This is a genomic window from Tenacibaculum sp. 190130A14a (assembly GCF_964048965.1).
Classification (GTDB): domain Bacteria; phylum Bacteroidota; class Bacteroidia; order Flavobacteriales; family Flavobacteriaceae; genus Polaribacter; species Polaribacter polynesiense.
Genome location: NZ_OZ040189.1, coordinates 2,592,296 through 2,611,278 on the forward strand (window position 1 = coordinate 2,592,296; position 18,983 = coordinate 2,611,278).

At 32.0% G+C, this 18,983-nt stretch carries 23 protein-coding genes; 2 read left to right on the forward strand and 21 right to left on the reverse strand.

From position 1 onward, the window contains the following. Window positions 1–25: 25 nt before the first annotated feature. The 6 genes from ABNT22_RS12195 to ABNT22_RS12220 form a co-directional block, all read right to left on the reverse strand. Window positions 26–736, reverse strand: coding sequence for a hypothetical protein (locus ABNT22_RS12195; RefSeq protein WP_348718422.1), 711 nt, complete (start codon window positions 734–736; stop codon window positions 26–28). Window positions 737–746: 10 nt separating this feature from the next. After that, entirely contained in the window at window positions 747–2,777 is a 2,031-nt protein-coding gene (locus ABNT22_RS12200; protein ID WP_348718421.1) for an ATP-binding protein, read from the reverse strand. Between the two features lie 114 nt (window positions 2,778–2,891). Then, window positions 2,892–3,623 carry a hypothetical protein gene (locus ABNT22_RS12205; protein ID WP_348718420.1) on the reverse strand — a complete coding sequence of 244 codons (732 nt, stop codon included), beginning with the start codon at window positions 3,621–3,623 and terminating at the stop codon, window positions 2,892–2,894. Further along, window positions 3,595–4,707, reverse strand: a complete 1,113-nt coding sequence (locus ABNT22_RS12210; RefSeq protein ID WP_348718419.1) for an AHH domain-containing protein — start codon at window positions 4,705–4,707, stop codon at window positions 3,595–3,597. The genes ABNT22_RS12205 and ABNT22_RS12210 overlap by 29 nt, the downstream gene beginning before the upstream one ends. Before the next feature lie 9 nt (window positions 4,708–4,716). After that, a complete protein-coding gene (locus tag ABNT22_RS12215; RefSeq protein WP_348718417.1) occupies window positions 4,717–5,790 on the reverse strand; it encodes a hypothetical protein in 1,074 nt (357 codons plus the stop codon). Continuing rightward, window positions 5,790–7,121: a hypothetical protein gene (locus tag ABNT22_RS12220; protein ID WP_348718415.1), complete on the reverse strand. Its 1,332-nt coding sequence runs from the start codon at window positions 7,119–7,121 to the stop codon at window positions 5,790–5,792. Before ABNT22_RS12220 ends, ABNT22_RS12215 begins: the two co-directional genes overlap by 1 nt. Window positions 7,122–7,505: 384 nt before the next feature. Between ABNT22_RS12220 and ABNT22_RS12225 the strand changes: the two genes are divergently transcribed. Beyond that, complete coding sequence (locus ABNT22_RS12225) at window positions 7,506–7,736, forward strand: helix-turn-helix transcriptional regulator (RefSeq protein ID WP_348718414.1); 231 nt, start codon at window positions 7,506–7,508, stop codon at window positions 7,734–7,736. A gap of 142 nt (window positions 7,737–7,878) precedes the next feature. Continuing rightward, on the forward strand, window positions 7,879–8,148 hold the full coding sequence (locus tag ABNT22_RS12230) for a hypothetical protein (RefSeq protein ID WP_348718413.1): 270 nt from the start codon (window positions 7,879–7,881) through the stop codon (window positions 8,146–8,148). Here the strand turns inward: ABNT22_RS12230 and ABNT22_RS12235 are convergent. From ABNT22_RS12235 to ABNT22_RS12305, 15 genes are all read right to left on the reverse strand, one after another. After that, the gene (locus ABNT22_RS12235) at window positions 8,145–8,525 is read right to left on the reverse strand and encodes a GNAT family N-acetyltransferase (RefSeq protein WP_348718412.1); all 381 of its coding nucleotides are present in this window, start codon (window positions 8,523–8,525) and stop codon (window positions 8,145–8,147) included. The genes ABNT22_RS12230 and ABNT22_RS12235 overlap by 4 nt on opposite strands. 70 nt (window positions 8,526–8,595) lie before the next feature. Then, window positions 8,596–9,258, reverse strand: a complete 663-nt coding sequence (locus tag ABNT22_RS12240) for an ATPase (RefSeq protein WP_348718411.1) — start codon at window positions 9,256–9,258, stop codon at window positions 8,596–8,598. Beyond that, entirely contained in the window at window positions 9,255–9,794 is a 540-nt protein-coding gene (locus tag ABNT22_RS12245) for a hypothetical protein (RefSeq protein ID WP_348718409.1), read from the reverse strand. Before ABNT22_RS12245 ends, ABNT22_RS12240 begins: the two co-directional genes overlap by 4 nt. 5 nt (window positions 9,795–9,799) lie before the next feature. Further along, window positions 9,800–10,078, reverse strand: coding sequence for a helix-turn-helix domain-containing protein (locus tag ABNT22_RS12250; protein ID WP_348718407.1), 279 nt, complete (start codon window positions 10,076–10,078; stop codon window positions 9,800–9,802). A 266-nt stretch (window positions 10,079–10,344) separates the two neighbouring features. Then, complete coding sequence (locus tag ABNT22_RS12255; protein ID WP_348718406.1) at window positions 10,345–11,184, reverse strand: RteC domain-containing protein; 840 nt, start codon at window positions 11,182–11,184, stop codon at window positions 10,345–10,347. Window positions 11,185–11,431: 247 nt separating this feature from the next. Beyond that, window positions 11,432–11,941, reverse strand: coding sequence for a LuxR C-terminal-related transcriptional regulator (locus tag ABNT22_RS12260; RefSeq protein ID WP_348727102.1), 510 nt, complete (start codon window positions 11,939–11,941; stop codon window positions 11,432–11,434). A gap of 411 nt (window positions 11,942–12,352) precedes the next feature. Beyond that, window positions 12,353–12,850, reverse strand: coding sequence for an asparaginase domain-containing protein (locus tag ABNT22_RS12265; RefSeq protein WP_348718404.1), 498 nt, complete (start codon window positions 12,848–12,850; stop codon window positions 12,353–12,355). 105 nt (window positions 12,851–12,955) lie between these two features. Further along, a complete protein-coding gene (locus ABNT22_RS12270; protein ID WP_348718403.1) occupies window positions 12,956–14,395 on the reverse strand; it encodes a type IV secretory system conjugative DNA transfer family protein in 1,440 nt (479 codons plus the stop codon). Further along, entirely contained in the window at window positions 14,392–15,426 is a 1,035-nt protein-coding gene (gene mobB / locus ABNT22_RS12275; protein WP_348718401.1) for a MobB family relaxase, read from the reverse strand. The genes ABNT22_RS12270 and mobB overlap by 4 nt, the downstream gene beginning before the upstream one ends. Next, entirely contained in the window at window positions 15,392–15,967 is a 576-nt protein-coding gene (locus ABNT22_RS12280) for a BfmA/BtgA family mobilization protein (RefSeq protein ID WP_348718400.1), read from the reverse strand. Before ABNT22_RS12280 ends, mobB begins: the two co-directional genes overlap by 35 nt. 391 nt (window positions 15,968–16,358) lie before the next feature. Further along, window positions 16,359–16,556: a hypothetical protein gene (locus tag ABNT22_RS12285; RefSeq protein WP_348718399.1), complete on the reverse strand. Its 198-nt coding sequence runs from the start codon at window positions 16,554–16,556 to the stop codon at window positions 16,359–16,361. Between the two features lie 16 nt (window positions 16,557–16,572). Then, window positions 16,573–17,022, reverse strand: coding sequence for a JAB domain-containing protein (locus ABNT22_RS12290; RefSeq protein ID WP_348718398.1), 450 nt, complete (start codon window positions 17,020–17,022; stop codon window positions 16,573–16,575). A gap of 73 nt (window positions 17,023–17,095) precedes the next feature. Beyond that, window positions 17,096–17,434, reverse strand: coding sequence for a single-stranded DNA-binding protein (locus tag ABNT22_RS12295; RefSeq protein ID WP_348718397.1), 339 nt, complete (start codon window positions 17,432–17,434; stop codon window positions 17,096–17,098). Between the two features lie 496 nt (window positions 17,435–17,930). After that, a complete protein-coding gene (locus ABNT22_RS12300; protein WP_348718396.1) occupies window positions 17,931–18,485 on the reverse strand; it encodes a hypothetical protein in 555 nt (184 codons plus the stop codon). A gap of 74 nt (window positions 18,486–18,559) precedes the next feature. Further along, entirely contained in the window at window positions 18,560–18,973 is a 414-nt protein-coding gene (locus ABNT22_RS12305; protein WP_348718394.1) for a hypothetical protein, read from the reverse strand. Window positions 18,974–18,983 lie beyond the last annotated feature (10 nt).

An 18,983-nucleotide genomic window follows, 5' to 3' on the forward strand; every position in this document is an offset into this window, starting at 1 on the left:
GCCTAGAAACTCCAATATAAAGTGATTAAGCAATCCTCATATAAGCATCTGGCATATAATTGTATATATATACTCTATCAAAATTAGATTCAAGCTTATCAAAATCTGAATGCTCAAAATCATGTGTTGACGCTTTTGTGCCAAAATCTGAAACTAAAAGCAACCAATTTTCATCATATTCTTCAGGGTACTTCTTAATATTCTTTTCTTTTTTTGATATAATAGTTTGTAACCATTCAATATTAACCCTCTCTACTAAATATGCTCCAAAATGTTGCCAATTTTCAAATTTTCTAGTATTTGAAATAGAAAAACTATCAATTAAGTTTGAAACTTTAGAATCTAAAAATTTTGATGAAATATCAAACTCAAAATTCTTATTATTTAAATAAATTGTTTCTACCAACTTAAAAACTTCTATAGAGTATTCCATTTCAGCTTTTAGTCCCGACTTAAGTTTTATATTATTAAAGGTCATTAATACATACAACTCATCATCATATTTTTCCCTAAACAATTTTAGAGCATTATTGATAATTTTTTCTCTATAAGATTCTAATTGTTTTAGTTTAGGGTTTATTAACCTAGTGTGTTCTAAAGATACTTTAAGACCATCAATATCCAATATAAAATCAGGTGTTTCAAAGTCTATTATATTCGATACTCGTAACTTTAATTCAGAATTAGAAATAAATTTTATTAATTGATGTCTTTCAATTTCTTTCTTTTTATCCAATCCTTAATTTTTAATTAATTATGCTTTCCGTTAGGTTAGAAGATAGCTTCTTATCAAAATTTACCCCTTTGAGTTTTAACTCTTCTATTACAGAGTCTTTAAACTCTAGCTTATCTACCAAGTTCCTGTGTCTATGATTGTATTGCCTGAACAAATCGTCCCAAGTCATTGCATAAATTTCGTAGTTGTTAATTGATTGAACCAGAAAACGCTTTCCTTTGTTTTTTTGATTTTCATACAATCCTTTGATAAAACCATCAACCTGTTTGCCTACTAGAATAAATTTCCAATGTCTTAACTGGCTATTAAATTGAGTTTCATTCACAATAAAGTTAAGATAATCTTCTATTTGTCGATATTGCTCTTTACCAATTGTAACTGAAGGCCTTTTTAATTCAATAATTATATTCTCTTCAATTATATCATCATTAGAGTTAGGGTCTGGAATACTTGATTTACGACATATAAAAATATCCGGTCTTCTTAACTTTTCTTTACGATTTAATTCACTAATCTTTGGTTGCTTGTTATTGTTAATCTCAAGGAACTGCAAATAATTATTGAGAACAGTTTCAAAATTCACATCTGCCGATACCAAGTGATACTTTTCTCCAAATAACCAATAATTGTTTTCAATAACTTTTTGAATATGATTAATTTCATCAGTGAATTTTTCCAAATCAAACACTAGAACTTTTAAGGTTTCAACGGCTATATGTCTATTTTCAAGAAGCTTAACCAAACTCATTATATGAGTGAACTTTGTTCTATTTAGAGTTTCAGCGAGTTCAGTTCTTTCATCATCAGTGAGATTAACAATACCATCGATTATTGTCAATATTTTATCCCGCTCTTCTGAATCAAGAAGTAAATTCAAGAAACCAACTAATGTTCGGCTTTGAGTTTTATTCAGCTTGTGAAAAATCTTTGGTTCAGCACAATAAAGCTCTTTAACGACATTTTCTAAATCATTCTTACGCAATTGCTCATAACTCGTATTTTTAAATGAAGGAAAAACATTATCGTTTCTATATTTAATTATTAAATCTTCAGCTTTATTTTCCTTTATATATTCTTTCTCTTTTTGAGAAATAAATTCTTTTAAGTGAGAAACAAGAAGCTTAAATGTACTATCAAGTTGATTTTTATCAAAAGAAGGAGAATCATTCTTTGTGGGTAAAAAGTCATTAAAATAAGCTGACTCTACATAAACAGAATGATGAAAATCTATCGCTCCGTTATTAAAAGAGGTGTGAACCCGATGCTTTTCTATTTTATCACTATTTAGAAAATAATTAAAGTACTTGTCTCCAATTTTTTTACTCCAACGGACATAAGAAACTTTAAATTTATCATCAATAATCGTTGCTTCAAAATTTTGAGAATCAGCAATGATTCTATTATAATCAATTCTATTTCCGTTAACTATAATTTTGTAATCTCGTTCTTTATTAAGATGCAAAAACCAACCAAACTCACTTGCTAAAAAATCAAAAAACGCCTCATTTTCTAATTGATCTCCATATAGATCAAAAAACGTATCAAATGTAACGACTGTACCTGTGTCCTTTTTAACAACCTTCTTTTCTTGGGTTATACCATAATTCTGACTGTCCTCCTTACTAATGACTATACCGTATTGAAAATTTTTACCTTCCTTTTCAAATACAGTATCCCATTTGGCTTCATTCGCAAAAGTTGTAAATGAATATCTACCTTTTCCTTTTTTACCTTTAATAAATCCAGTCTTAGAAAAAGTAAACATCTTTTGAGAATCTTGAAATTTTCCAAACGTATTTTCTAATTCGGATAAATCAATACCTGTTCCATTATCAGAAATTGATAAGCTATTGAGATAGCCTATTTCATTAGAATCGTAATCTATTTTTATTGTAGTAGCTCGGGCGTCAAAACCGTTCCACACATATTCAGCAATGGCTTTATATCCACTCGGTAAGCCACTCTGTTCGATGCTTTTTGATGTTATTTTAGAGGTAAACTTTTTCATGAAATGTAAAGGTAATAAAATGATCTTGTTCATTTAAATTTTATTATCCTTTATCCATAGCCCTTTTTCCAATAATAGAAATGCCTTGTTTTATTAGGATTGTAAAACTATAGATATACTATAATAAGTTTGTTTCTACTAACTGAATCAATCAAAAACCAGAACAGGACCATTTTTGATAACAAGACTAGTAATACTTCTAAACTTAAAATATTGAACCAACCTATCTGAAAAGAATATAGAACCGGTTTGAAGACTTATAATATCTCTTTTTGCATAGTGTTTATCTAAGGCAATTTTCGCCCATCTGTAGAATAAATTCTCTTCGCTATAATCCTTAAATTCTTGATAGTTTTTGAAAGATAGATATCTTCTGTCAACCTCATCAATCAATGCGTCTTCTTCAGGAAAAATAGCAGATTTAGAGAATACGATCTCAGAAGTAGGAATCATCGGAATAAATAACAAATAATAATTCTGTTCTGTTCCTGTAATGTGAACCTTTCTAATTTTGTAGTCTTCTTCAGATACTTCAAGTTCTTTTAAACATTCTAAGAACTTTTCACTAATGATATATTTATAACCATTAAAATGAGGTGTAAACACCACCAAGTCAGTTTCTTTAGCACTTTTTAAAAAAGACGCACTCAAGTGTTCAATTTCTAAATTCGCTACTTGCTCTTGTTCGTTTACGAAATTGGGATTATAACTTAGTAGAACGTTATTTATGTCTTTGAAATTATCATTTTTACGCAATTCTTTTTCGGAAAATTCTAGTTGATAAACACCGTTTTTAACTCCGATTACTTTCGGCTCTGGATTATGTGATATTTGTTTGTAAGAGTGCATTCTAATTATTGAGTTTTCTAAAATAGTCATTTAATTTTATTCCGCTATCGTACGCCTGATTTAACTGTTTATTCAAGTTTTTTTGTAAGCCTCTAATGGCTTTTTTACTTAAGCTCCCTTCATTAATAAGTCTTTCAATTTGATTCCCTACATACTTATTGTATTGTGGATGATTCCCATGAAAAGGTGTGGGTAACTTCTTTAAATTCCAAACTGAATTTATTTCCATAAATGGAGCTAATATCGCTTTATGTTTCTTCCAAATTGCTTTAGGAATTATATGGTGTTTTTGAATTTTCACCAACTTAGCAGCTCTCGCTATTTGGGTAACACTCTGTTTAACGGGGCCTCCAATTAACTCCAGTGCTCCCCCACCTCCTAGTTGTAAATCGGACTCCCTCTTTACATCAGGAGTATTAAATAAATAATCGGCGATATTAGATATATTAAACTCCGAGTAGCTATTTTGCTCGTTATAAAAATCCGTATAAGCATCTGCAATGTCATCACTCACATAATTAATTACATTAGCCTCGAATGACTTTCCTCCAATAGTTACAGTAGTTGTTTTATCATTGATTTCATTAGCGAAAAACTTGGCTTTTGTAAAATCAGTATCACTAACTTTAATAGTTTTATTTATACCATCGTTTACCTCAACGGTCTCTCCAGTATTAATGTTTTCATAAATCGTTTCCGGAGCCAACCCGGTTGGATCTATAAAAAATATCGGATTGTTATTTGTGAAGTTATAGGGTGACATATCCGGAAATTCTTCACTTAAAGGATCAGGAGTCATCCAACGACTCACAATCTCTGGTTTTAAATCAGCCTCTGAAACACCCAAGTTTTCAGTTATAATGACACCTGTTATTTGCTTAGATTTTAGGTTATATGTAAAGCTCCCTATTTGAACGAGAGTGTCAGGAAAAGCTTCACGATATTTGCCTTTACTTAACGTGGCAATTTTTGGTTTATACCCCAAATGTCTAAAAGGGTTTACCTCATTGATATAGCGTTGTCCTCTTTCTTCTTTTGTTTCATTGTTTTGCTCCGTTTGGGCATACGCTCCAAAAAGTGCAAATACAAAAAGGATGGTTAATAGTTTTTTCATAGTTTAATTTTACTTTTTTAGGGTCATGATTTTTTTGTTTAAATATTTTTCTTTCTCCTCTTTTAGAGATACTAACCAATCGAGATACATTCTCTTAGGCATTTGGCGATATCCAAGTTCATGTATATTTCTAACTTGAGTATTTAGATTTACCCAAGCTATCTTACCTTTTGGGTCATCTATAATTTCATTAATTGTTTTATGCTTGCTCTTCACATATGCTTGAAGTTGCCTCTTCTCAGTTTCTAATTTTAACAACAGTGCATTGATGTAGTTTGGATAATATTGAAGTGCTTTCTCTAAACATCTAAGAATGAACGCTCCATTATTATCGGGATATTTCCTATGATATCCTTGAGCCAGGTCTACTAACAATAAAGCAAGGCTTTCCTTATCGTTTAAAGCCTTCATATAAAGTCCATTTCGTATTCCATCTAAATGGACATAGCCACTGGCCATTATCCAAGCATCAATTGGAAAATAGCCACTAGTCAATTCTGTGTTATACCATCCGTCTTTTTCGTTACGATGCTTGATATAAATATGGTTTGGTGCTAATGCTAAATGTGCTTTCACTCCAATTTCTTCCGCTAAGATTTTATACAAATATGGTAGAGAATGACAATTTCCTTTGTTCTCAATGAGTAGTTTAGAAACAAACATTTTTCTCCAATCTTTTTCGCCCCATATATCTTCAAAATCGTATCCATAAGGTTGATACTCGTACTGTCCTCCTTTCATATAGATTGGTATGGTGTCTTTCATAACACTGTATAAAGACGCGTATTTCAAAACAGCTTCTTTGTCTTTATGATTATAGTTAAGTAGTTTTCTGGATTTTACAATATTCTCAATTAACTTCGTTAATCCTTGAATCTCCATGTTGAGATATAGGGTGTCTAATTCTCCTTCCATATAAGCATTCTCCACTGCGAAAACAGCTTCCTTAAAACTGTATTTCTCTTTTGCATCGTGCATACTTACTATTTTTAAAAATGCATCTTCGTGCAAATGGTCTTGCCCGACCGCTATTTTTGGTAAGAAAACTGTTACCAAAAATGAGATTGCCAGAAATCTATTCATTAGTCCTTGATTATTGGTGCTTTATTTAATCCTTTATACTTTTCCTGATCTTGTTTTTCTTTTTCTTTGTTTAATGATTCTAACCAAGCTTCATATCGTTCTTTTGGCATTTCTTGAAAGCCTAATTCTTTAAGTTTCATATCCTGTAGTGCAAGCTCTTTGTACATTTCTAGTGCCTTCGGATGTCTAGACAATTCTTTAGGGTTTTTAGCTCGTAATTGTTGTGCTACGAAAGTCATTCTAGCCAATTTCATATTAAAATTATGAATGTTAGGGTTGATACCATTTGGATCAAGCTCCAGGGCACTATTAACGACCGTTTGCACAAATTCATCACGTCCGAACTTACTGATATAACCCGACGCCAAATCATCCAGCAGAAGGGACATCAATTGTCTTTTGGTTCTAGCAGTCATATAATTACCATTCCGTATGGTTTCAGCTTTTATAAACCCCGAATCGAACATCATCATATCGCTCATAATTGCCCCACTGGTCAATTCAGCGTTATGCCATTCCCCCTGACCATCCTTAAAACGGATGAATGAGTGATTCGGGGCTAAAGCCAAATAGCTATTCGCTTCTAATTCTTCAGCCAATATCAGATAGAGTCGAGGCATTGAATTGCATTGTCCTTTGCCTGTATATAGCAATTTAGAAACGAACATATTGTTCCAATTTTCTTTTCCCATATAATCATTAAAATCATATGTATATGGTAGATGCGTTCTTCCATCAACCGTAAGTGTGTCAGAAATAAATTGGTAAATACTTAAGTTTTTGGAAAGATTGCTTTTCGGGTCTAGTTCTTGATTTTGCATTGCTTTTCTTATAAATCCCGAAATATTGGATATTGTTTTATTGAACCTTGCACTGTCTAGCTTATTATCATAAAAGGCATTCTCTACTATAAATGTCGCATCCTTTATTGAGAAGTTATCCGGGTTCATTTGTTTAAGCTTCTTATAGGCTTCGTGATAATAAGATGTTCTCACATCTTTGCTAAAAGAAGGTAAGCTATATTGAACACGGCTTTTATTTATTTCAGCTGTATAATCTTTTATAAGTTGCTCTTGCTGAGCGACTCTTCTGAGGTCTTCTTGATAGTGGTTATGTTGTTGCTGATACCTAAGTGCATCGTTTGGTTGTAAGGTGTATAACTGTCTAGGCGGATGTGGGTTTGTAACGATATGTGGGTTTTTAGCCACATGTCCAAATTTGAATGGCTTAGGTACTCCAGGTACAATATATCCAACTGATTGAGCCATTGTAGTCATACTAATAATGAGCAACCCAACCGAGAAACCTCTAAGTAATATTTTCTTTTTCATTCTCGACAATTTAATTATAAGAGAAATAGCACGATAAGGGAAAAAACCTTGTTTTCTATAAGGAAAATCCTTCTTGTTAATTCAAATACATTTTTGCCTGTAATACCTTAAGGGGTTTACAAGTCTGCTATAATAATTAGAAAATTTACTCTCTCTTATAAAGAGTATTTAGGGAAAATATAAGACGTACTTGATTTAACAGTGTGCTATTTCTCGTTTAATCTTTTTGCTATTAAATGTTAAAATCCTTTTGCTTCATCTTATTAGTTCTAAATCTTCAAAGGTCTTTTTAACTGTCTTATAAGACAAAGTTATAAAAAAAATTCAATTCACGTCATATATGACGTAATTTATTTATCTTATTTTAAGGAGGTTTATATCATAATGAGCGACGATATAAACCAAACAAGGAGAAAAGCCATTGGCAATCGAATAAAAGAGCTAAGAAAAAAAGCTGGATACTCTAGCTATGAGACTTTTGCAACTGACAATGGAATGCCTCGAAAGAATTATTGGCGTGTAGAAAATGGAAATAACTTCACCATTAATACGCTCTTACGCTTATCTGAAATTCACAAAATTACCCTTGAAGAATTTTTTAAGGGTATAGACTAAATTTTCCTTAGAAGAGAAAAGCAAGCATTAGGTCACTTCAATTTAACGTATCTCAAGAAAGAAAATCAAGGCATAATTTTTGCATTAATTTGATTAAAGAAATGCCTATCTGATGCGAATTATAATGATTTTCTTTATTAAAATGTTTCAATATTTTCTAGGAGCAATCTTCTGGAAAATATTCAACTGGAATTCGCCTAAAAGAGAAAATTATTCTAAACGAAAAAGAACTATTAGTTTACCAAAGGATGGAATCATACGATTTAGCTTTGGGAAATATAGAGGTCAGCCCGTAAAAAAAATCTGGAACTCAAATAGACAATATATTGATTGGTTAAGAGAGAACGTCGATATGACCAAATATCCTAATGAGGAGTTTATGATTGAATTGCTTTTTAATGCTGAAGCTTAAACAAGATTTTTCGAAATTTCTGCGAATATCATTCCTTTATCTTTAAGACTGATTTCATATTCTGATTTCTTATAAAATTTGACTACATCCTTAGGATTTGAATAGTCCTTATTTTTTGTTATGTCTCCAATTATTTGCTTAAAATTTTCATTCTTTGCCCACTCTTCAAATTTAGATAAAACGAAACGACCTAATCCTTTTTTCCTTTTTTCTTCATCAACTTGGAAATGTGTAATCTTTAATATGCTACTATAAGGAAAACTAAAAAAAACAAGTTTAAAACCTTTATTATCAGACTTATCTATACCAGAACATTTTTGAGCTTTATTATCAAAGTTAACTTCAAAATTGCGTCCTTTAAAAACAAATGATTCCATACTAAAACAAAATTTATGTTTGTCATTGTTAAATTTAATAAAAAGTATAACCAAAATGAAAATATGATTATCATTTCCTCTTATCCCTACTTCCCTTATCAAACCCAATTAAATTAAATAGCTCACGCATTCGAGAGCGTACCCGATTACCATATCGTTCTTCTAATTCTTGAGCATTGAGGTTGGTTGTTCCGTGTGTTTTAATACGATGATTTACAAACAGTTCGTAACGTGATAGCAGTACTTCACCAATCACATTACAGTCTTTTCCAAAGAATCTACCCGTAGGCTCAACACCTAAATCGTCAAAGCAATAAAAACGACTATCTCCATACTGTTGAATGGTAGTATAACCAATATGATTAAACGCAAATGTGACGTTGCGAGTTGGAATCATTTCATAAGCTTTGTAATGCGGCGTGATGTAGCGGATGAGTTTCATCAAGCTAGTTTTTCCACAGCCTACAGGTCCAGAAAGTAAAATACCTTTTTTCAGGTCAACTCCTAATTTCTTGCACGTATGATAATCTCTGATTTGATAGTTGCACAGTTTGTAGAGTATGTTTCTATCCTCTATGTAAATCTTGAATTTATCTCCAAACAACAACTTTCCTTTAGCATCTAGATACTCCAAAATCTTATCGAAATCATACAAGATTTGATTGCCTTTTAATTTACCAAGTTCGTAGTGTTTGTTAGCTTCAAAAATGATATGTGGTGTTCGGTGATTCATAAAGGTTCGTTGTAATCTTTATCTGTGGTTGTCTTTAAGTTGTCCTGATATGGGACGGTTGCTTTATGTTTTTCGCCGTTTTCAAAATCCTTGGAATTTGAATTTTTAAAATCTCGCTGTTTGTTTTTATTTTTATTGTTTTCTATAGTTTGTATATGTTTGTTTATAGGTACCTGTGCTTGTCCACTGCTTGTCTTAATATTGGTACGGCTTTGGTACAGAACTTGTCCATTACTTGTCCCAAAATCGAACATCTTGATTCTGCTTCCTTTGAATGGGTTATGTGATGGTGTGTAGAGAATATATTTCCAGTGCGTAAGCTCCTTGATGCATCGATGATAGGTAGATTTTGAACCTATCTTTGAAAAATCCATGACCTCTTCGCGATTGATGTAAAATTCTTCGCGAAAGAAATTATTATTCCAAATCTGGAACAGTGCTACATACAAACTGATATGCGTTGGATTCAATCGATTGTCTTTAGAAAATTGCTCAAATACACTATTTAAGTGTTTGATATAATTGATATTTTCCAAAATATTTAGAATTTATTATGAACTCGGTTCTTCTCTAAGACATTCATTATTTCCTGATAATCATAATATAATACGCCTCCAACTTTGGTGTAGGGTATTGTTCCATTGATTCTAAGGTTCTGTAATGTTCCTGGTGAAATACCTAAAAGTTCTCTAACTTCTGGTGACTTTAACCATTTTTTAGTTGGATTTCCATTATGCTGGTTGAATAGTTGTTTAATCTCTTCTAAGAGTTCCATCTTGAACTCATAGAGATCTTCTGTAGTGATGATTGTTGCGCCCATAATAAAACGATTTAAAAAATAAAGCTGTCAAGGTTATCCATTTTTAAATGACAGCTTTACCCCGATTTAATTTTCGTTCTACAAAGTTGATGCAGTTTGTTTAAATTACATCAGAGTCTAATCCGAGTTCGGTTAATTTTTGAAGTCAAAAAATTTGTTATTGTTTAAACCAAATTGGTTTACCTATTGCCTAAACTTAAGAGTATTTAAATCGCATCTATTATTAAAATTAAAGCTTCAGAGTCCAACCCGAGTTCGGAAAACATTTATAGATCCAAACCATCTTCATCATCCATTTTTTGCAATAGGCTTTCACTAATTTCATCGAAAAATTTAACTCTAGAACTCTTTCGAGATTTAATCTCATTATAAGTACGTGAATGATTCCCTTTGGAAACACCAAGAAAAGCACCAAGCTCCTCGATGACCTTTTTAATATCGGTTGCTCCATTGTTTAACGCTCCAATGGTCTTTAAGCCATAAGTAAGTTCAACGAATGCGGCATAGCTCCCTGTCCATACTAAACTTGAATTATGTTTCATACTTGAAATTCGCTTGCCATTTCTTAAACTAACAAGTTTCTTATTAAGATACTTTACCATCAGCGTATAGGCTCTTAACTGCGCTAAGTTAACATCCTTTGGAGTGTTAAAATCTACATCCTCAATGATGAAGCTAGAACTAATCACTGGAAATTCATCGTTAAACTTTCTTGTGAAGTAATATTCATCAAAATGAATGAGCTGAGATTCTATATATTGCCCAAAATCAAAATTTTTGGAAAAGAAATTTTGGTACCGCAATAGTTGTTCTTCTATGAACTTTTTCTTTTTTCTCCTGGAGCTTTTAGGAAAGTTCTTCTCAATTCTAAAAACCTCTTTATAATATATCAATCTAGACAAAGGAACTTGTTTTATTTCCTTAAAGAATACTATTTCATCTTTTTTAGATTCAAATCCATTTGTAATTATTTCTCGACGGTATTTGGTCAATAATTTTCTACACAATAAAATACTTATATGAGATTGTTTGAGAATCGCAGGCGTAGATTTTTGGACTTTTTCCAAATCTTTAAGAAGATCTTGTGCGAGCAGCTTAAATTCCATACGCCTCCATTATTATCCAGTTTCCAAACTGCAAATAGAGGTGCTTCTAAAAGAAAGAAGCAAGGTTTATCACGAAAGTCCTTTCCCAATATTCATAAGGAAACCATTCATATTGTTACTATTAAATTTCAAAATACAATGCTTAGGGTTTATATCTTAAAAATACCCATATTATGGAGATACCTCGTAATAAAAAAGGCGTATATACGTACGGATTAAGACGTATTTTCGTACGTTTTTTGTTAAATTAATGTTTTATTTTAAACCTTTTTAAAAATGCGCTTCTATTCTTTACTCCGGTTTTTTTAAAAATGTTCGAGGCGTGCTTAGACACTGTTCTTTCTGCAATAAAGAAATCATCACCAATTTGTTTATAGGTTTTTCTACTTAAAATTGATACTGCAATTTCCATTTCTCTTCTGGTTAGTTTTTGATAAATAAGTTTGGATTCCAAAAGATTTTGTTTGTTCTCTCCATAAAACTTGAATACTTCAAACATTTTATTCTTGTTTTCTAAAAAGTACAAGTAACGATCAACTTCGATTGCTGTAATAGCATAAAAAGACAAGTTCATCACTGAAAAGGTAAGCCATTGATAATCTCCTATGACTGTCATAAGTGGTAACAAAGAAATACAAAAAGCACTCAAAAGAGATAGTCTACTTCTTCTCAAAGCAAACTTATTTGATTTTGGAATCTTCATTATTTTATCATAGAAAGCCCATGAAAAATAAAAGGCCAATAAAATTGTTGGCATGGTGAATATAATTCTTGCAATATTTATCGAATCAGTTAAAAAATAAGGCAAGAGAAACAAGCAAACAAAGGCTAGAAAAAGTATGACTGAAATATTGGTTACAGACAAGTAAATCTTGAGTATCAAAATATCATATTCCTCATATAGATAATAAATAATATAGATAATGAGAATAATGGCGACACTATATGTAATAATATATTGAATGATTAGCGGTCCTGGAAAACCTTCCATTGGCAAAAATCCTCCCGTTGCGTTATACGCTACAAAAAGTAAACCTAAAGTAATGTAGGTTCTTAAGTTAGTGTTTTTAAAGCGCGCAGATTGAAACAAACAAAAAACAACAATAAATATATCTATTAGCAAATAGAAAAAAGTTGTCCAATGTATTGAAGTTCCAAACATTACTATTTACATACTTAAAAGGGTTTCAAACTTATTCTTTTCAATATTCTTTCGCACATTTTCCCAATTAAAAACACTTTGATGCATAGCGATAAATACACCTGTTTTCTGTTCCTTAAATTGTGAAATTGCAAATTTTAGATTAGAGTCGGCATCAGTATTCTCTTCAGTCCCAAGAATAAAAGCTCCAGTAAGAATGATTGTTTTGTTAAGATTTAACCTTCCCAAATACCTTGCTGTTTCAACCATGGTATAGGTGCCATGCGTAATAAGAATCTTATTATTCTCAATGGTTTTGATTCTTCTAACTAAGGTCTTCAGGTCTTCTTCAGAAATGAATCGGCTATCTTTTGAAAACAAGGGTATAACCTCATAAGAAGTATCTGATTCTATTCTTGAAAGCAAATCCTTAATTGACACCCCAACTGTTAGAGGTTGAGATAATTCATTTGAATAATCCAAACCTTCAATTGTTCCTCCTGTGGTAATAATTGATACTTTCATGTGGCAATCTTTTTGGGAATATGACTAAAGACATTTAACTGAAAAATCCGTAGAGTTATTGTATTTACTCCAGTCTACTAAATTTACGAATTATATTTTTGCATATCAAGTGCCAAAACGAGTATGTATGTCACGGTAAATTTTGCTATAATTGATATCAATATCTCTATCAAACTTAGTACTTAAGGTTGGCGTCTCCTTTCTAATATTTGGCAGCTGAAATCGAACTTGTTTGTCCTTCCCATCTGCAAATGCTATAAACTCCCCCTGTCTTAATCGAAAAAAAATTTCAGCTCTTCGCTTCGGAACTTCTTTTTCTCCTTTTGTTATTCTAGCTTCCCACGAAAGACCTGTACCTTTACTAATGCTCCTCGTTGGATTTTTTACAATTTCAAAAAACCGTTCATAGTATTTTGCTGTATCTGGATCATTTACTTTCCCAAAGAACTGATACGATAAATTACTCAGAATAGCTTTACTCGCTTTATCACCATAAAGCATATCGTTTTGAATTTTGTCTTGCATTACATAAATAGTGGCAATGTCATAACTGCGAAGTGTTGCAGGAATGCGATGCATGTTTAAGAGTTTTATGGTAGATGCTTCTTCCATTAATACAAATGAAGTTTCTCTATTTCGAATACTCATTTGCTTAACAACTGTATGCATTATCGTTGCAATGATTGGAGAATATGCAGATTCATATTGAGGGTTGTTCACTATTGAAATTACCGCCTTATTTCCAGAATTATTAATATCAAGTGGTACCTCATCAGCGGAAAGAGCCATAAATATTTTTTTTGAACTTATTTTTTTAAAGGCATTAGCTAAAGTACTTTTTACCCCTGCCGTTTGCTTTTCAGATTCTATTCCATTGATAAAAGCACTCGCCAAAGCTTTTGACGTAAAATCCGAGCTTAAAAAGGTGACCAATTTCTTAGTACTCATAGATTGAAACAATGCAATTAAATGTGGCAAAGTACAAAGTTCAGGATATACCGTTTTTAACTTCCATATTAAACCGCTTAACAGCCCTTCTACTGCGTCAGCGAAAAACTTGGAACTACCATTGATATCCGATATATTTTGCTCCAACAAATTTTCTATCAACACCTTGGAAACCTCATTTACACTTTCTTCATTTGGCAGGTATCTTGGAGCTATTGGATTCACCTTGTAATGAATTTTATCAAATGAAATCGTATAGAAGTCAATATCATTACCTTTAAAAAGTGGATAGGCAATTTCCGTAAGTTCAAAATCCTTGTAATCATGAATAATTCCGCAAAAATTATATTTGGCGAAATGCTGTAATAAATTATAAACGACACTTTCTGTTTTGCCACTTCCAGCCGAACCAATAATGGAAACACCACGTCTGATATTGTCAATCTTAAATCTTCCTTGTTTTAATTTAAAGTGAACCTGATACTTTTTATCAATCTTTGATTTTCCTTCTGAAAACAGATACACATAGGCAATCATTCCTAGTATCAAAACTGGAATTACAATATATAAAATGATATGTGCTAGTGTCCAACTCATATACCAATAGAACTTGATTGAATACCTCTATCAATGGTTTGCTTTAGCTTTTTGAAAAATTTATATGCTAATTGTGCTTTATTGGTTGGAATGTTCATCAACGGAACTTTTACACCTGCATTACCCAACAACTTAAACGCCACAGCTTTTTGATGGGTTGACAATCCCATAATACTGGCAAAATATTTATCAGGATTTTTTATGAACTGCTTTCGTGCCTTATACGTTTCTACATAATTCCGCTTGTAATTAAATTGTTTGTCAAAGACCTCTTCGGCTTTCTTGAAAAATTCATTTCTGTTAAAACCTCGTTTTACATTTTTGCCATGCATTTTAGTCTCAGAAGCTATATACTTACTTCCAGGAGAAAGACTGTATGTATTACTCATATCCTTTCGGCTCACGATAATATGAACATGAGCTTGTGAACCTTCCTTTTGCATGCCTCTAACAATACGTTTTCCGTTTTGCTGATGTGGTGCTTCCTTTTCGAGTTTGACTATTTTTTTTTGTAGAGATTTTATATTACCTCTTAATTTTCCTTCTTCAATTTTTCTAATCTCATTTTTTAGTTCAAGGATTTTCGTTGCAAACGATTGATTTTCGATAATGACTTTATCAGTTCCTTTATAGGTGCGTTCGTGTTCAATTTTAGCATAGTACTTTATATCATCTACATTCACAGCTCGTCCGTTTATTTCTCTATTAAAATTCTTTGCATATTCTTTCATCAACTCTCTTGTATAGGCTTTTAAATCTTCAGAATTGCTTTGTAAATGCTTCAACTCTCTTGGACTTGGATTTACCGTGATGGAATAGAATTTTGGTTCATGCTTTTTAAGTTTTGCTTTGTTACCATCAATCTCGCGAATGACTTCTTTCGCAGAAACTCCCTCTCCATATTGGTTAAAGAAATGTTCCTGTTCTTCTATAGGTTTTCCTTCGTTTTCCTTTTCGAGATAGTTTACAAAATCTGCAGAACCTTGTGCAAAATTCTCACCTATTTTCTGTGCTGTTATCGTTACGTACATCTTCTAATTTCTGTTTTATTGTTTCATATTCTTCTTTCGTTATTTCTAGTCTTAAATAGCTATTTCCAAAGCTTCCTTTTGCATACTTCACTTTGCTCATTACTTTCTCCAAATCATTATGAGTTATATTGAATTGCTCTTTTATTCTGAAATAGTTATCTCTGTAATACGTAAGCTCTTCATTTTCTGAAATAAGTTCTGTTGAGCCAAAATCAAATTCCTCTTCTTCTACATCTGTTGAAGCTTGTTCAAATAGTTGCTGTAACATTGCTGTGGTGGGTTTAGTTTGGCTCTTTTCAATGTCTCGGATAATGGCAATAACAGCATTGAAACGCTTTTGCATTTGATGCTTTAAACTGGAAACCGTTTCGCCTAATCGTTCATTTGGTGACACCTCATTGATTTCAAAAAAGTCAAGCATGGCAAGTAAAGTCATCGATTGTGATTTACAAAACCGCTTACAAAATCTTCTAAACTTTTTCACCACTGAAGCTTTTATACTTAAGTTCTTAAACTGTTCATTTTCGTACCCTTTATCCATTTTTTCGTTAAAAATTCCTTGATTTTATTGGGTTTGAAGCGTTTTTCCGTGAAAAACAACTTCAGTATCAATTTTTAATATTCATCAAAACCCCTAATTTTAAAGGGATTGTAAAGCAAATAGACTATGTAACATCGCGTGAGCGTGTTACCCTCTTGCTTCTCCTTTTCGTCACGCTCGCGTGACAAAAATCCGAACAAGCTAACCCAATGGCTAGTTGCTTTTACTATTTAGATATTGGAAAAAATGGTTGTCTTTAGATTTCAGAAAACGAAATTGACAACTGTATTTTGATGCAGGATTATAGTGTTATAAATATACAAATTGAAACCTTATAAAATCAAAAAAGACTCGACATTTAATGTGAGCCTTTTTATTGTTTTTTAGGTGATTATAGGTTGAAAATATAATTATAATTGTATAAATTTCGCATCGCTTCTTCATCTAATAGTATTTCGTAGTCTATATGATGTTTTTGAGCGTATTGTTTCAATTGTTCACCGAAAGCATTTTCTACATCTTGTTTGGATGTAGCAATTAATTTATTTTGAGTTTCGGCATCGAGGTTTGTAAAATTCAGATACACCATAATTCAAAGGTTTAAATTATAACAAACCGCTATCAGCAAAGCTATAATATGCTCCATTGGGAACAACTATTAAATGGTCCAAAACCTTAACATCGAAGTAATTTCCTGCTTTAACTATCTTACGAGTAAGATGCTTATCTGCTTCACTTGGAATTAATTTACCGCTTGGATGATTGTGAGCTAAAATAACAGCCACAGAAAGTGATTTTAATATAACGGCATATAGTACACGTAGATCTACCAATGTGCCTGTAATACCACCTTGGGAAAGTTCATAAATTCCTTTTACTTTATTTGAGTTATTTAAAAGTAACACCTTAAAAGTTTCTTTTAAACTAATCGTGTCTTTATCCCAATTTTCATATAGTAACTTTCCTGCTACCAATGAACTTGTTATAGTTGGAGCCTTAGAAATTGCTTGTTTTTCTTTGTAACTCACAATGATTTCGTTAACTTTATTCTTCATTGTTATTCTATTTAGTTTGATAATGAAAAAAGAGGGTGTCTCTGTCGAAAGTTGCACCCTCTTTACTTTTTAATTAATTATTGTTACCCATTAGTAAGATTTCAGAAACCACTACTTCGGTAACATAGCGTTTTACACCCTCTTTGTCCTCGTAAGAACGTGAGGTTAATTTTCCCTCAACAGCAATCTCTTTGCCTTTATTTACATACTTTTCTATGATGTCCGCAGTCTTACCCCAAGCAACAATATTGTGCCAGTTAGTATCTGTCTGCTTTTCACCATTACTGTTTTTGTAATTCTCATTGGTTGCTAATGATAAACGAACTACTTTTTTACCACTTTCAAGAGTTGTGATGGTTGGTTCTTGCCCAACGTTTCCGATTAACTGTACTTTGTTTTTTAATGTACTCATGATATAAAAATTTAAGATTAATATTTCCCTTTAGATTTTAAACTGAATTAAATTTTAAGGGGTGTTTGTTTGATTTCTCTCGTGCGTAGCACAATAGTTGAAGTGGGTTTTGTCAAGACTTTTAGAAGATAAAATCAGGTGTGTTTGCGACGTAGTAAATTCCTTGGAATTTCAAGGAAGTAGATACCTTATTTTTTTCTAAAACTTGCATGGTCTTGACAAGTTCCATAGGGTATTAGCAATTCTTTTAAATGCAGTTGTGTTAGAGCGTACAGAAAGTTAAGCGAGATAAGCAACTGTGTTTAAATTAGAAATGCTTATAGCATTCCTGTTTTTCGCTGTCCCGAAAAACAAGCAAAGGCTTCATCTATTAGAAACCCCTTAAAATGTGTGAGGAAAGCGTATGGTTTTTAAGAATTATTGAGGAAAGTTAGAGAAGGCTTTCTCAATAATTCTGTAAAGAAAAATTATACGATTGACTTTCCGATTAAAAAATCTAATCTTTAAGATGAAACAGTCCCTTTTGCTTAACCTTTTTCTCTTTAGGAGTTGCTTTTTTATTATTCTTTAAAGATACTTTCAATGCTTCACGTCTCTTGTTATAAATCCATATTCTCAAATTTGTTAAAAGTGATTCTTCATATTGAGAAAGCTCACTCGGTGCAATATCATTCATTGCTTCAACCATCGACTTCTTTTTAAATGATTTGGCATATTGAAGTCCGCACCAAGTATAAATTCTTGTCCATTCAGATGACATAGGTGCTTCTAATGTCCTTGGCATCATATAAGCTACAACCTCAGTTATCGAAGCCATGTCTTCTTTTAACATTAAGGACATCATGCGTGCCATTGAGATATTATTCAGTATGTCTTTTGGTACGGTATCTTTCCATGCCGATTTAAAAACAATGATTGGACTGGTAAGGCAATCCATCATATCGAAAACCGAATCTGAAACCAATTTCTTATTCGGCTTTATATTCACTTTTGGGTTTGAAATTGGTTTACAATCGAAACCAAAATCAAGTTGTAATTTAGAATGACTCATGGTTATAGTATTTTAATTAAAAAACAAAGCCCACTCTTGCGAGTAGGCTTTACTTTTAAAAGGTTAGACATATTTTACAGTTCAAATTGCACAATCTGTTCTTCAATTTCAGATTTACGTTGTTCCAAGGTTGTTTGTAAATGAGAAGTAACCAATTTTATAAGATTTGAGTTGGTTGTTTTGAACTCCAAATTGTGAGAGTCTCTTAAATGAAAAGCACATGAACCATCTTGATTGTAATTAAATTTGGTGAGCTCGTTTAATGTCTGTGTCAATCGTTCACGTTGAGTTGCTAATCCTCTTAACTTCTCAAATTTTTGGATTCGATCATCTAAATTGACTACAGGTTTTTCAGTAATCGCTTTCTTTTCTGGCACAACTGTTTCTCCAACAGCTTCTTTGGTCAACTTGTCTTGAACTTCTTTTTTGACTTTCGCAGTCGTCTTTCTTGTAGTTCTTACTCCGTTTTGCTTTGCTTTTGTTTCCATTATTTTAAAA